The organism is Limosilactobacillus agrestis (genome assembly GCF_014145585.1).
GTDB classification, from domain to species: Bacteria; Bacillota; Bacilli; order Lactobacillales; family Lactobacillaceae; genus Limosilactobacillus; species Limosilactobacillus agrestis.
On record NZ_JACIVF010000068.1, the window covers coordinates 29846 to 43987 of the forward strand.

At 36.0% G+C, this 14142-nt stretch carries 13 protein-coding genes, 1 tRNA gene and 1 pseudogene; 5 read left to right on the forward strand and 10 right to left on the reverse strand.

Annotated features, from left to right (window positions below; translation table 11 throughout):
- Positions 1–57: 57 nt before the first annotated feature.
- From H5R88_RS08070 to H5R88_RS08085, 4 genes and pseudogenes are all read left to right on the forward strand, one after another.
- Positions 58–912 (forward strand): annotated as a pseudogene (locus H5R88_RS08070) (alpha/beta hydrolase fold domain-containing protein).
- Positions 913–997: 85 nt separating this feature from the next.
- A tRNA-Arg gene (locus tag H5R88_RS08075) sits at positions 998–1069 on the forward strand.
- A gap of 435 nt (positions 1070–1504) precedes the next feature.
- Positions 1505–1867 (forward strand): LapA family protein, encoded by a 363-nt coding sequence (locus H5R88_RS08080; protein WP_182600753.1) that lies wholly within the window; start codon positions 1505–1507, stop codon positions 1865–1867.
- A 19-nt stretch (positions 1868–1886) separates the two neighbouring features.
- Positions 1887–2705: an HAD-IIB family hydrolase gene (locus tag H5R88_RS08085; RefSeq protein ID WP_182578920.1), complete on the forward strand. Its 819-nt coding sequence runs from the start codon at positions 1887–1889 to the stop codon at positions 2703–2705.
- Positions 2706–2769: 64 nt separating this feature from the next.
- Here the strand turns inward: H5R88_RS08085 and H5R88_RS08090 are convergent, their stop codons facing one another.
- From H5R88_RS08090 to H5R88_RS08110, 5 genes are all read right to left on the reverse strand, one after another.
- A complete protein-coding gene (locus tag H5R88_RS08090) occupies positions 2770–3252 on the reverse strand; it encodes a nucleoside 2-deoxyribosyltransferase (RefSeq protein ID WP_182578921.1) in 483 nt (160 codons plus the stop codon).
- A 76-nt stretch (positions 3253–3328) separates the two neighbouring features.
- The gene (locus H5R88_RS08095; protein WP_182578922.1) at positions 3329–3484 is read right to left on the reverse strand and encodes a hypothetical protein; all 156 of its coding nucleotides are present in this window, start codon (positions 3482–3484) and stop codon (positions 3329–3331) included.
- 1 nt (position 3485) lies between these two features.
- The gene (locus H5R88_RS08100) at positions 3486–4349 is read right to left on the reverse strand and encodes an alpha/beta hydrolase (protein ID WP_182578923.1); all 864 of its coding nucleotides are present in this window, start codon (positions 4347–4349) and stop codon (positions 3486–3488) included.
- Positions 4350–4414: 65 nt separating this feature from the next.
- Positions 4415–5053, reverse strand: coding sequence for a DUF421 domain-containing protein (locus H5R88_RS08105; RefSeq protein WP_182578924.1), 639 nt, complete (start codon positions 5051–5053; stop codon positions 4415–4417).
- A gap of 9 nt (positions 5054–5062) precedes the next feature.
- Positions 5063–5506, reverse strand: coding sequence for a DUF3290 family protein (locus tag H5R88_RS08110; protein WP_182578925.1), 444 nt, complete (start codon positions 5504–5506; stop codon positions 5063–5065).
- A gap of 116 nt (positions 5507–5622) precedes the next feature.
- Here H5R88_RS08110 and H5R88_RS08115 point away from each other — a divergent pair, with 116 nt between their 5' ends.
- Positions 5623–5880: a DUF454 family protein gene (locus tag H5R88_RS08115; protein WP_182600754.1), complete on the forward strand. Its 258-nt coding sequence runs from the start codon at positions 5623–5625 to the stop codon at positions 5878–5880.
- A 40-nt stretch (positions 5881–5920) separates the two neighbouring features.
- Here the strand turns inward: H5R88_RS08115 and H5R88_RS08120 are convergent, their stop codons facing one another.
- The 5 genes from H5R88_RS08120 to H5R88_RS08140 all read right to left on the reverse strand — a co-directional run bounded on the left by H5R88_RS08120 (position 5921) and on the right by H5R88_RS08140 (position 14039).
- A complete protein-coding gene (locus tag H5R88_RS08120; protein WP_182578927.1) occupies positions 5921–8245 on the reverse strand; it encodes an Aq_aa27 family P-loop NTPase in 2325 nt (774 codons plus the stop codon).
- Between the two features lie 409 nt (positions 8246–8654).
- The gene (locus tag H5R88_RS08125) at positions 8655–9512 is read right to left on the reverse strand and encodes a DNA/RNA non-specific endonuclease (protein ID WP_182578928.1); all 858 of its coding nucleotides are present in this window, start codon (positions 9510–9512) and stop codon (positions 8655–8657) included.
- Positions 9513–9622: 110 nt separating this feature from the next.
- Complete coding sequence (locus tag H5R88_RS08130; protein WP_182578929.1) at positions 9623–11014, reverse strand: amino acid permease; 1392 nt, start codon at positions 11012–11014, stop codon at positions 9623–9625.
- A 285-nt stretch (positions 11015–11299) separates the two neighbouring features.
- A complete protein-coding gene (locus H5R88_RS08135) occupies positions 11300–12139 on the reverse strand; it encodes an LPXTG cell wall anchor domain-containing protein (RefSeq protein ID WP_231824866.1) in 840 nt (279 codons plus the stop codon).
- A 124-nt stretch (positions 12140–12263) separates the two neighbouring features.
- The gene (locus tag H5R88_RS08140) at positions 12264–14039 is read right to left on the reverse strand and encodes a 1-deoxy-D-xylulose-5-phosphate synthase (protein WP_182600756.1); all 1776 of its coding nucleotides are present in this window, start codon (positions 14037–14039) and stop codon (positions 12264–12266) included.
- Between the last annotated feature and the right edge of the window lie 103 nt (positions 14040–14142).

Genomic DNA, 14142 nt, shown 5'->3' on the forward strand with positions numbered 1-14142 from the left:
TTATGTAATACTATTGCTGAAGTATATGTCAAAAATATTTTAAAAGGAGTTTTTAGCATGAAACATACGATTAAAGTTGATCAAGTACGTGACGGTTTATGGCTAGATTCAGATATTACATATACGTAAGTTCCTGGATGGCTTGGTAATGCAACGCGTGATTTGAAGCTTTCAGTGATTCGGCATTTTCAGACTAATGATAATACACGGTATCCGGTAATTTTTTGGTTTGCTGGCGGTGGCTGGATGGATACTGATCACAATATTCATTTACCAAATTTGGTTGATTTTGCTCGTCATGGTTATATTGTCGTTGGTGTCGAATATCGTGATAGCAATAAAGTTCAGTTTCCTGGGCAATTAGAAGATGCGAAAGCCGCTATTCGCTATATGAGAGCCAATGCCAAGCGCTTTCAGGCTGATCCTAATCGCTTTATCGCCATGGGAGAATCAGCTGGAGGTCATATGGCAAGTATGCTGGGTGTTACTAACGGTCTTAACCAATTCGATAAGGGTACCAATTTAGATTATTCCAGTGATGTTCAAGTAGCGGTTCCTTTTTATGGTGTTGTTGATCCATTGACAGCTAAAAATGGAAGTGCATCAAATGATTTTGATTTTGTTTACCGTAATTTGCTTGGTGCTGAGCCTGAAAATGATCCTGAACTTGATTCTGCTGCAAATCCCCTCACCTATGTAAATTCCAATTCTACGCCCTTCCTTATCTTTCATGGAACAGAGGATGTTATTGTTCCAATTAAAGATAGTGAAAAGCTTTATGATGCATTAGTTGAAAATAATGTTCCTGCTGAACTATACGAAATCGAAGGAGCAGGCCATATGGATGTAAAGTTTCTTCAACCACAAGTATTTAAGATTGTGCTGGACTTTTTAGATAAGTACTTGAATTAAAATAGTATTGTTATCCATTATTTTTAAGGAAAATTGATAAATTCTCTTTATTTTTTTAGTGAATGCGCTAAAATAGAGTTATAAAGCGTCCTTAGTGTAATGGATAGCACATGAGATTTCGGTCCTCATGATCCGAGTTCGACTCTCGGGGGACGCATTTTCGTAAGATTGTATAAAAAAGAAGCTCCGATAAAATGCTGATATAACGGCATTTTATCGGAGCTTTTGTTTAGTTAAAATGGTATGAAATGGTTAAAGTTTGTAAGTTTGGTGCACAAATAGTGCAATTCGGCAATTTTTGTGCACCAAAAAAGCCCTAGTGGCTATTGCAAATTTCGCAACAACCACTAGGGCTTAAAGAGAAATTTGGATGGCAACCATTAACCAGCTAGAATACAAAATTTTTCTGAAATTTCGATAGTACTTTTAATAGCAGGTATTATTCAAAAAAGTTTATCCATTACGGCTTATATGCCGAGAAAATGAAACGATAGCGCATTTAGGTTTTAGATTACTTCTCTCCTCTTCCTTTACCAATCCCTCTTAAGTTAATATAATAGATATGTTACAAAAAACATGAGGGGGAATTTCCATGAAAAAGCAATCAACAACCATTGCTTCGATCGTTATCTTAATCATAATTGCGATTTTTGCTTTACTAAATACAGCAACCGTAGTAGTCAACTTTTTTGGAGCACAAGTAAAAATGCCATTAGTACTCTTAATCTTTATCTGTTTACTTATTGGAGCAATCATCATTTACTTACTATCATTTTCCAATCATCTCAAAACTAGTAGGCAACTTAAAGAACTACAATCATCGCGGGTTAGTAAGGACGAATTAAAAAAGTCTCAAAAAAAGGTTGAGCAATTGCAAAAAGAAAATACACAGCTAAAGCAACAGCTTAAAAATCAAACTACTGCAGAAAAAATACAAGATCCTTCTGCAAATTAGTATTCAGAGAGGTAATTAGATGGGAAAATACCGTTTTATTGCAATTGACGTTGATGGGACCTTATTAGATGATAATGATAGATTCGACGTTAACCGTTTAAATAAAGACATTGAACTACTGGAACAGCAAAACTATCACTTTATTATTGCAAGTGGGAATAGTCACGATAGTTTGTCAACGATCTTTCGGCCTTGTCCACTTGTAAAAGAATTTGTGGCAGAAAATGGCGGACGACTGATAATAAACGGCAAATCCATCTACGGAAAAACACATTCAATTACGACCCTGCAACAGCTTTATTCTTTTATCGAGAACACGTTTCCTATTCCTGATATCTTATCTTTATCTGGAGAAACGCAAACAATAATTGCTGAGCAGTATCGAAATATTCCGGTCCCTTTTTATCCCCACCATACATATTTCTCTGATCTTCAAAAAGTCACTGAGCCAATTTATAACTTAAACATTGGCTGGGCTAAGCGTAAATTACCCCAGACTATTATTCAAGAATATGTAAATCAATTAAACCGGCAGTTTCCAGACCTAATTCAGGCGACTTATAGTGGAGCTTATGGAATTGATATTCTACCGCAAGGCGTAAATAAGGCGTTGGGCTTGAAAATATTAGTTGAAGAATATCTCGGGGGGACTCTAGATCAAGTAGTTGCCTTTGGGGATACTTCAAATGATATTGAGATGTTGCTGGAAGTTGGTTATGGATATGCAATGAAAAATGCTACTGATGACTTACTGAAAGTTGCTGATAAAGTTACAAAATTTGACAATAATCATTCTGGATTACTATTCGAGATTGAACGGCAATTCATTCACCGTTAAAAATATTATGTAAACTAAGACTTTATAAAAAAGATGTGTGACCTAAAAGATCACACATCTTTTATTAATATACTCCGCCATCATAAAAATTGTAAGATGGCTTATTAAAATCGTAATTAGGAAGTTCCGACATTTTAATGAAATTATCTGCAATTCCCCAACTCATTAAATTGATTGGTTTACCAAAGTCCTCATCAGGAATCACTACCAAGATATATTTACCTAGTGCACGTGCCATTCCTAATTCAACACCCATTCCGACATCTTCTTCTTCAGGAATGTAGACTGCTAAAAGCATATCAGAAGTTGAAACCCCTACACGATCACCATTGTAAGTTGCTGTACTCCATTCGCGATCTTGCAAGAGTTCTGGATGTTCATCAACCCGTAATCCTTTATATTGGTGTTGTAATGGTACGTAAGAATTTTCTACATCTACTGTCGGATTCGTTTTAATTGCGTTCATTGCGTTATTATAAGCTTTGTTTTGCTTGTCAGTAAACCACCCCGCACAGAAATATACTGTTTTACTTTTTGGATTTGTCATTAAGTGAACTCCCCTTTAATTTTTTGTTCAATTAAAATTCTATCATGGAATAATGAGCTTAACCAATTAGGATTTTTTAATCTTTGTTGAGGGCGGTAATAAGTAATTGCTTGGCGGCCTTTGAAACTGAAATATTCTTTTTATCAGCATATTTTTTTAATCGTTGGTAGACGGCTAAATCATCAGGTCCACGCCATATAATTCCAGTTACTTGACCATGTTCTTTATTCATTTTAATTCCTTCCCCATAAAATATTAGCAATATCATTCAAAACTTTTGTCCGATGGTGTAATTGAAAGTGAGTGGTCTTTGAATATACTTTTTGATGATACTTAATCGATGGATGGGCTTTAATTAATGATTTTAACATTTCTGATTGGATATGCGGAACCGACCCATCAGTCATTTTACTGCCTTCCTCACTCCCCATTAAATTATAGATCTCAACAGGGTAATTTAATTGCCAATTTTTCATCTCCAAAAATAGCCGTTGAAAATTTTTATCAGTAGACTTATTGACTAAATGATAGCGATATTTTAGCTGATCACTAAGACTTTCTTCAACCGGTACTCCTAAAAAGACTACCTTATTTAACCGAATATGATCTTGAAGGTATTTTGAACTCATGTAAGCATGAATGAATTCTGTCCCTCCATATGAATGGGCGACGACATTAATTTTCTGCATATGATAATGTTTCTGCAAATAATTCAAAACAATCGTAAGTTGCTTAATTTGTGGATGATATGTACCGTTATAGTTCCAAGTAAACAAGACTTGAATTAAGCCATTCTTTTGCCCATCAAAATTCCCTTCTGTCCAGATACGTCCATTAGGGGCAACCCAGACAGTTAGAACTTTTTGTGCAATGTCTTTTTGCTGGTAGTACTTAATCATCTTATTATAAGTAATTGTACTCCCACCCCAACCTGGAATAAGCAAGGTCGGAACAGAGGAATACTCTATATTCCTTTGATAATTTTGCGGTGACAAGGATTGTCCAGGCGTACCTCGTAATAGGAACCCCTGAATACCAAAAGCAAGAAGAATTAGACTACCAATACTAATTCCAGCAATTTTTAACGATTTTTTCATTAAATCATCTTCTTATCGTATTTTACTCTTATTATACGCTTGAAAATTATAAAGGGGATTGCCTTTTAAGCTTTTGGATATGGAATTAAGGTTAATTTGCCATTAATATATTCACCAAGATAGATGTCATCAACACTGTTATATCCTGCTTTGCGAATTTGTTCAAATACCCATTGCTCATCATGATGAATTAATTCCATTACATCAATATTGATCTGACCATCATTAATTAACGGAAACCGAACATTCTCTTCGTCATTTTCGATGATTACAAGCTGACCATTTTGCTCTAAAATTCCGCTTTTAACTTTAGCAACCTCATAAATTCCGTGACCTCGAAGCCGAAACATAAGATCATTAGCACTAATTCCTGCACGCATACAATTTTCTACTAAGACTTGGCCATTTTGGATTAATATTTGTGGTCGTCCGTCGATGATTCTTCTCACCCAAATGTTATGATCCTTAGCAAATTTCACAATAAATACAATTAATGTCCAAATTAAAAGTACCATTATAAACTCAAGAACAGAAATATCACTATTGTAGATAATTCCACCAATAATACCACCTAAAACATAATTTTGTACTTGGTCAATGGCGGAAGTTGGCGCAAGATTCCCTTTCCCCAGTAAGTTAATCTGAAGAATCAAACATAACATGCCAAGGACAAACTTTATAATGATTAACGAATAATTATCCATTCTTCTCTCCTACTTCATTAAATTAACCTGATGATTAACAACATGTGCTCGTGTAAGGGTATAATTATCTCCTGTTTGACTTAAATTGACACGGTAATCACGATCCTCAATTCGGACAAGGATCCCATCTGTTAAAGTTGTGGAGTTAACAACTACTTTTTGTGGAGAAACATCATGATCCCGGGCAACTGCCTTAATAAAAGGAATCATCTGAGTTGTTTGCGATTGCTGTGTTGTACTTCTTTCCATATCAGTAACTTGAAAGCCAATGAAGAGTAATAATAGCAGGAAGAAAATTATCCCTAAATCACGATAACGGGTAATAAGGCGATGCCGTAAATATAAAAGAGTCATTACTGCAATCAAAAGTATAAAAATGATAATAGCAATATAATTGAATAGTTGATTCATTTGTTGGTGATTTGATAAATAGCTAATTGTATAGAATGTCAATTTATTTCTCTCCTTAACTTAAATGTAATAAAAACTTAAACAGCTCCTCACCCTTTTATCGTTTGCTCATGATAAAATAATAGTAACTATAATATGAAAGAAAGGAGGAATTCTTAATGATCTTAAAGTTAGTATTAAAACTTGGATGGATCTTGTTAGGGAGCATTTCATTTGTCGGTGGTATAATCGGGATGCTTCTTCCTGTAATTCCTCAGGTTCCATTTTTCCTCCTCACAATATGGTGTATCACTAAAATCTCTCCACGTTTTCACAATTGGCTCCTTAGTAATTCACTCTATATAAAATATGCAAAACCTTTGATAAATCGGCTTGAGAATCTGAAACAAAAGACACAAAAAATTAATAATAAATAAAAAGGTCTTGAATGCTATTTGCGTCCCAGACCTTTTTATATTAGCCAAATAATCGTGCCCAGAATCCCTTCTTTTGTTCTTTAACAGGCGATTCCGTAACTTTTTCAGCTATATTCGTAGTTAACGTTTCTTCATTATTTGCTTCATTTTTCTCAATATCTTCAGCATACGGATTTCGTTCACCAATCCATTTAAAGAATTCATTGGCTTTTATTTCCACAAACTTACCACGTTTACCATTAATACCATCTACACAAAGTTCAATTGGTAATGCATTCCGATATTTTTCAATACTATCGGCAGTAAACCCATTGAAAGTATTAAGTTTTGAGATATCAAATAACAAGCTATGATCTTGTTGCCGGTATTTAAAGTCTTCTTCTTGTGTTAGATAAAGCTTAGCCCAACGGTTACGAGAACTTTCCTTAAAGTCATCACAAATTTCATCCGCAAAGTAAGGAGGTACTTCCATATCCGCCATTTGATAGTAATCGCGGAAAATCTTACGAGTATTTGCTAAGAAGTCAAGTTTCCCAGTTTTCTCATCGAATGCCCGCCATGGTGTTTCATCATCCTCTAATAAGCTTGCCATCCGCATTACAAAATCCTTGAACAGCGTATTATTTAAGGTTTGTCGTACGTTATAGATATATTTATTAGCCTCTCCTTTTTGCTGATCATCGATAACCTTATCAATTTGAAGATAATAGGTCCGCCGTGCAGTTTCACGAAGCATAGTAAAACCTGAATCATAGTTAGTTGTTCCAATTAATGGAGCAATTGCATGTGGATTGTTGACCAATTCATTCATCGTATCAACAACTAAGTGTCGACTATATTGATCCTGTTGGAAGAAATATGGTTCAATCTCATCCATTAAAACTGGGTATGAACTTCCAAGCTTCATGTAGTGCTCGATTGCATCAACAGTTTTTGCTTTCTTCTGTGGTGTTTCTGTAGGATAAATAGTTCCAAAATCAATTAATGATCGATCAGTATTCCATGTCAATTGATTGATAATCCGTAATAAAGTTGACTTTCCAGAACCAGCAGTTGCTCCTAAAATTAAGAAGTTAGGAATATCATTACCATCTTCAGGATTCAAACTAGCTTTCGCACGAATTTCCCATAAAAATGGTGCTGTAAAACTATATAAAATAGCTTCATAGAATCGTTTGCCATAATCATCGTTGTAGTCAACAACGTATTGCTGATACCCTTTTAATACCGCATCAATACTCTTTAATCCATCACGAATCTGACTAATGGTCGCAATCTTTCCAAACTGAATTGGATGAGTTCCAGTATCATTTGGAACATATAGCCCACTATTATTGGTAACTAGATTTCTTTCCATCGGACGATCATATAAAAACGTTGTATATTTTTTCTCTGCTGACCGTTGTTGTGGTGTCATTCCACTAATCAATGCATCCTGAACTTGTTTAAAAATCTTTTCCCGTGATTTTAATTTCGGCTTAGCTGCTCGTGGTGATACAGCTGTTTTTTGTAAAGTATAAATTGTATCGAGTTGTTGAATTTGTCGTTCTGCTTCTTCTTTATCTTGAGAACGGTTAGTCGTGATATTCCGCATTGACTTAGTAATCATTGCGGGAATTCTATTTTCATCAATTTGTTTTTGAACATCATGACTAATTAAGTCGGTCATATCTGCCGCTGCAATTTGATCGGTAACTTCATTATCAAGAATTACAACCGCCTTCTTAGTTTCTTTATTATCTTTTAGGCTCTCATCAATTTGATTTTGTGCTGCATTTAAAAGATTTTCGGTAAAAAAAGGTCGCAAAACTGGCTTGATGTCGTTCTTATAGTGATTATCAAGATTTTGAAATAGCCGAATGTCATTATCAAAGACTAATATTTCTTCATATTGGTTACGCTCTTTATCAAATGAAGCACTGTCTAAGTTAAGGCTTCCCAAAATCACACGAGTATCATGGGTCTCCGAATTACTTAGGAGATAAAAACGTGAATGGATAGCCTGGGTTGGTGCAATTGCAACTTGAAAAAGATTATTCAACACGTTTGCTTGATTGTCGCTAGTTAATGCTTCAAAGACCTTAGCAGGCTTTTTATTAGCAGCAGATAGCAATGCATTAGTTAAAGCTACCTTAGTGATTACTTCATCACCAGTTTTAGCTTCATAATTTTCAGGGCTGCTAAGCGCAATTTCAACTTTAATGAATCGACTTAGATACTGATTAATAAAGTCGGCAGTCACATTACCAGTAACTGCTGTTAATCGATTAAACTTATTAGTATCAAAAAGCTGGCTAATCTTTAACGGTGGAGTATCCTGACCATTAAAAACAATATGAATCTTTTTTAGATCTGAATCTGTCATTGGCGTAGTCCTTTTCTAAACAATATTAACTCTTTTTATTTTCGTTTATTTAAACCAATTTTGCAAGTGACCATCGAAATATTTTATCTCTACAGTAGGTTCCTATTGTTGTTTTTATACGTAGACGATAAATAAAGGGAGTAGGAAATAACCTTCTCGATAAAGTGATGGATTAAGCTAGTTCCACGTTATCTTGCAATTGTTCGTGAAAGCAGTTGAAGGAGCGAGACAGAAGTCACTCGTGACTTCGTTTTTCGACGCGAAGCTATCCCGGGAACCCCTGCAAGCAACAAAAGGCCTCCGGTGTTCGGCTTTACCGAGCGTTGGAGGCCATATTGTACTACGCTATTTGTCTTTTATGAAGGGAACCTGACTCATGTCACACCCCCTCCTCTTATAATAACATTTTCTAATTCGTGTTTACTTGAGTTACTGCTCCAGTTGCATAATTTATACTAATATTATTTTGAACATTAGGCACAAAGACATTATACTGCAAATTACCATCTTTTGACTTGGCCTCAATATGGGCACCAGAAGGTACTAAATTATTACCATCATAAATATCTGTTACCCGATAACGAACTTGTTTGTTTTGGTCAAGAGCCTTTCGTACTAAACCTTCATAATAGTTTTGCCCAGTTGATGTACTGCTTCGAGCTTCGTTGGCCCAAGCAGTTTGAGTTGCGATATTATCAGGGTTTGACTCCGAAGCATTAAAACCGCGAATACCACCTACTAACGCATATCCTAGTAAGTGTCCACGATCATAAGCATGGGAGATACCTCCTTTCAAGTTATGAGCTTGTAAAAATCCAGCGGGTTTCCAATTAGTGGCTCCGTTTCCAGTTTCATTCCGATTATGATACTGTCGTGTTGTTCGATTTAGCCAGGCGTCTCCTTGCCACGCTCGTCCACGCGAATCACGTCGATTAACTGCATATGGTGCACTATTAATATTTGTGTTCAAGGCTGTCTGATTGTTATTTAAAATAAACGCTCCGTAACCATTCCATTTTATATCCGATGTTCCTAACTGCTGACGGACACCATTAGAAAGAACACTTGTAGCCTGCTCTTGGGTCGGTGGCGTAAAAGAAGATGATGATCGATTGCTATTGCTGGAATGACGCCAAGACGCTACCCGTTGGATTCCCTGCGGTAAGGTACTTCCCTTATCAGATGGCTGGGAAAAACTCCCAATGCCGAGAATCGCTACTAAAGCTAAAAGTAAATACTGGGTCTTTTTATTGAATCGAAATCGCATGGTTCTAAAATACCTTTCCTTTTAAACGTATGTTCGTAGAAGTATTTTATCATTTTAATTGATAAAAGAAAATACTCCCAAAACAATCTGTTTCGAGAGTACTTATTCTTTTATGCTAATTTATCTTGGCGCTGAGTTTTTAATTTGTAGATAATACTCATGATAACTAAGAAAACGGCCCCAATGCTGACTGAAATCTGTGTATCGGGATTAAAGAACATAAACAGTAAGATAATACTCAGCGCAATCAAACTAAAGTAGTTATATGCTGGATAAAACGGCATCTTGAATGGATGATCCTTTAATTCGGCTGGATTATTACGCCGGAAGTTTAATTCTGAAATTAAAATAATAAACCATGGTACCATCCCAGGAAGAACACTTGAACTATAAACAATTACGAAGATATTTGCCGAAGCTGAATCAACTGCTGATAAAAACATATTAATAATGAATCCAAGAAAAATCCAAAACGCAATTGTTAAGATCGCAACGTTTGGTACAACCCGCTTTGACAATTTACTAAAGACTTTTGGAACTTCACCATCAACTGAGAGTTTAAAAAGCATCCGACTAGCACTATAAATTCCTGAGTTAGCACCAGACAAAGCAGCAGTCAAAACAACAAAGTTAATAATACCAGCTGCCCCAGTAATTCCGACTTTTGTAAATGTCTCAACAAACGGTGATCCAACTGCTTTTAACTCGTCCCATGGATAAATGGAAACGATAACGAAAATTGCCCCAATATAGAAAATTAAAATTCGCCAAATAACAGATTTAACTGACTTAACAATCGCATGACGTGGGGAGGCTGCTTCTCCAGCAGTAATCCCCAGTAATTCAATACCCTGGTATGATCCAGCAATTACAGATAATGAAAACATGAACCCCATGAATCCACCTGTAAAGAATCCACCATGTGACCATAAATTAGAAATCCCAATTGGATGCCAGTTATTCCCTAAACCTAGGACAATTACTAACATCCCAAGAATAATCATAACAATAATCGTAACAACTTTAATCATCGCAAACAAAAATTCCAAACGACCATATGCCTTAGCAGAGGCAAGGTTTGCAAGAGTTAAGAAAATAATCATTACTAATCCAGAAATCCAATCTGGTAAATTAGGCCACCAATAATTAAGATATTGACTCATAGCAATGATATCTGAAATTCCAACTATAATAAACTGAAAGACGTTACTCCACTTTGTCAGGTATCCAGCTAAGGGATGAATATATTTAGATCCATAGTCCGCAAAGGAACCAGTTCCAGGACTGATGTAGATCATTTCTCCTAACGCACGCATAACACCATACAGGACTAATCCTACAAAGGCATATGCTAATAAGACAGAAGGCCCAGTCCATTTAATAGTTGATGTGGCTCCCATGAAAAGACCACTACCAATTGTCCCACCAATTGCAATCATTTCCATTTGTCCAGGAGTCATTGTCCGATTTAATTTAACTTCATTTTTCTGATTATCCATCATTCTAACCTCACTTCAAATAAAAAAGCTACCCAAAATGTCCCCCTAACAACCCTTGTCAATTTTGATAAGTGGTTGAGGCATCTTGAATAGCTATTGCTAACAAATTTAAGAGATGTAAAACTACTCAACCACGGTAATTGTTGTTGTGGTTGAGGTGGAGGTTAGGTGATGAATAATCGATTTATTGTAAATTAGCATTTTTAATTTCCTCCATTTCGTTTCCCAATAACATTAGAGTACTATTAGAAAATTAAAAATGCAAGTCCTTTTATCAATTTTTTTGCTTTATTTCTTTTTGTACGCTCTATTTAACGAAAAAAGACTTATCCCTGCAACCATTATTGTTATCCCCAAGCCAAGAAAAGTTGTTAAATTATCGGTCTCATTTCCTGTCTGTGGAAGTATTTGCTGGTCCGCACTATCGTTTTTGCGTCCATCCTGATGTGAACGATTTAGTCGATTATTAATACCTGCTATCCGTTGATGTAAATTCTGCTGCTTTCTTGTATTGTTTACCTCTCCGTGATTTTCCGTGACTTGATTATCATCCCCCGGATCTTCTTCTCTAGGATAATTATCTTGTAAATCTTGCTTTTCCTCTTTTTCCTTCCCTTCCGTATTAAGTTTATTCTTATTTTCTGTTTTCTCCCCCTGCTTTTCTTCTAAAGTATTTTTTTCACTATCCTTTTTCGCTCCTTTATCTTTACTAAGGGGCTGATAATAAACATTTACGGTACTTTTTAATTGTGAAAGATCCTCTATCTCTGTAACAGTTGGGATCTTATCCATTGATGGTTTAAAACCAGCTTGCTCAGGGATATTAACTTCTTCAAAAGGTTCAATAATCCATATGGACTTGTTGGTTGGATTAGTTGGTACTTCACGGTGAGCATAAGACATTTGTTCCACTTTTTTAACCCCATTTAAGAGGTGAAAATAGATTACGCGTTTGATTTGGACACGTTCTTTTTGATTCTTTGTGTTTGATAAGGGATGTATGATTGGTTCTTGGTTTGCAGCTAAAACTGGCGGAATGTTTAATGATAGCGTAAGGATAGTTGATGCTGTCGCTAAGCCTACTAGATAAGTATTTCGTAATACATGACGGTGGTTTTGGGTCTTCATATTATCGCACTCCTCTTTTGTATACTCTTTAATATATATACGTAAAAAGAAGTAATTCGCATTTTTTAAATTAAAAAAGCTATCACCTACAAGCAATATTACCTGTAATGATAGCTTTGTTAACTTATAGTGAATGGATAACTTGTTCAATATCATCCACAATTTGTTTAGGCGTTAAATGATACCATTCATATAGTACTTCGGTAGGAACATTATCTGCAAATTCACGTGGTGCTCCAAAGTTCAAAACTTTCATTCCCTTTGGTCCATAGTAACGAGCAATTGTTTCCCCGAAACCTCCACTAAGGACTCCATCCTCTAGTGTAACGACTACATCATGATTTTCTGCTAGGTGGTGAAGGACATCTGAATCGATTCCAGTTACAGACTTTGGATTGATCAACGTAGCATCAATGTTAAGTTTATCTTGAAGTTCCTTCCTTACCTTTTCACCAAGTTTCCAGAAGTCACCAACTGCCATAATTGCAACTTCACTTCCTCGATGAGCAATGTCGTACTTGATCGTACTATAGTCACTTTGTGTTGGCTTTCCGTGAAGAAGGGGCTTTTCTGGTTGTCGAATTACAACTGGTTCATCAGTTTGATTGATTGCCCACCGGAGCATCGAAATCATTTCTTCGACGTTTGTTGGTGCCAAATATTCAATGTTTGGCAAATCACTAATCATTGAAATATCAAATGTTCCTTGATGAGTAGCCGAGCTTTCTGAAATTGCCCCTCCTCGCACAATCATTACAACCGGAGCATCATTTAATGCCATATCATGAATTAATTGATCATATGCTCGTTGAAGGAAGGTACTATTTTGAAATACAACCGGACGTGCACCAGCTTGTGCCATTGCAACAGCAGTCGTAATTGAATCCTGTTCAGCGATCCCAACATCATAATAACGATCTGGGTGCTTAGCCTTAAATTTACCAAGATCAAATGCACCAGGAATTCCTGCATTAATAGCAACTACCGGTTTATCTTCTGCAATTTGCTTATCTAATTCAGTAAGGACGGCATCACTATACGATTCTCCACTTACCTTAACCTTATCTTCGCCAGTCTTTAGGTCAAATGGAGTACGCCAATGATACTTCATCTTTTCTTCAACAGCTGGTTCATAGCCTTTCCCTTTTAAGGTGTTAACATGGAGGACAATTGGATGGTCAATATCTTTGATTTCTTTAAAGGTGTCAATCATTGTTTGCAAGTCATTACCATCTGCAACATACTTATAATCGAGACCCATAAATTTAAAAATATTATTGGGAGATTCACCGTTGGTATCCCGTAGTTCTTTTAGTCCCTTGTATAAACCACCTTGGTTCTCATCAATGGACATTTGATTATCATTAACGAGGATAATCAAATTAGAATTAAGCTTAGCAGCATTGTTCAATCCTTCAAAAGCTAATCCTCCACTTAAGGATCCATCCCCAATTACTGCCATAACATTATTATGCGATTGATGATTCATCAAATCACGTGCTTGAGCCATCCCCACTGCAAGTGAGATTGAAGTTGAAGTATGACCGATCTCAAAAAAGTCATGAGCACTTTCCTCTGGAGATGTAAATCCGGTGATATCTTCATAATGGTCAGGATCAAGAAAGCCTAATTTCCGGCCCGTCAGCATTTTATGGGCATAGCTCTGGTGAGAAACATCCCAAATAACTTTATCATGGGGTGAATCAAAGACATAGTGAAAAGCAATCGTTAGCTCCATTACGCCAAGGTTAGGGCCCACGTGCCCACCAATTTTTGCGTCACGTTCAAGAACAAGTTGACGCATTTCTGTTGCCAACTGTTTTAATTCATCAAGTGACATATCTTTAATATCGCTTGGTTCATTAACTTCATTTAAAAGATAATCAGGATGCAGATTCATCTATTCCACTCCTTCTTGATTTTACATTTAATAATTAGTAATACATATTGCTTTTATTATTCTAACACTTTCTAAAGCATTGAGTAAATTACTCTCAAGTTCA

Bases quoted from the DNA above. Each gene is read 5' to 3' on its own strand.
- H5R88_RS08125 (WP_182578928.1), bottom strand. From the start codon at position 9,512: ATGCGATTTCGATTCAATAAAAAGACCCAGTATTTACTTTTAGCTTTA.
- H5R88_RS08115 (WP_182600754.1), top strand. From the start codon at position 5,623: ATGATCTTAAAGTTAGTATTAAAACTTGGATGGATCTTGTTAGGGAGC.
- H5R88_RS08135 (WP_231824866.1), bottom strand. From the start codon at position 12,139: ATGAAGACCCAAAACCACCGTCATGTATTACGAAATACTTATCTAGTA.
- H5R88_RS08085 (WP_182578920.1), top strand. From the start codon at position 1,887: ATGGGAAAATACCGTTTTATTGCAATTGACGTTGATGGGACCTTATTA.
- H5R88_RS08100 (WP_182578923.1), bottom strand. From the start codon at position 4,349: ATGAAAAAATCGTTAAAAATTGCTGGAATTAGTATTGGTAGTCTAATT.
- H5R88_RS08120 (WP_182578927.1), bottom strand. From the start codon at position 8,245: ATGACAGATTCAGATCTAAAAAAGATTCATATTGTTTTTAATGGTCAG.
- H5R88_RS08080 (WP_182600753.1), top strand. From the start codon at position 1,505: ATGAAAAAGCAATCAACAACCATTGCTTCGATCGTTATCTTAATCATA.
- H5R88_RS08130 (WP_182578929.1), bottom strand. From the start codon at position 11,014: ATGATGGATAATCAGAAAAATGAAGTTAAATTAAATCGGACAATGACT.
- H5R88_RS08105 (WP_182578924.1), bottom strand. From the start codon at position 5,053: ATGGATAATTATTCGTTAATCATTATAAAGTTTGTCCTTGGCATGTTA.
- H5R88_RS08090 (WP_182578921.1), bottom strand. From the start codon at position 3,252: ATGACAAATCCAAAAAGTAAAACAGTATATTTCTGTGCGGGGTGGTTT.
- H5R88_RS08140 (WP_182600756.1), bottom strand. From the start codon at position 14,039: ATGAATCTGCATCCTGATTATCTTTTAAATGAAGTTAATGAACCAAGC.
- H5R88_RS08095 (WP_182578922.1), bottom strand. From the start codon at position 3,484: ATGAATAAAGAACATGGTCAAGTAACTGGAATTATATGGCGTGGACCT.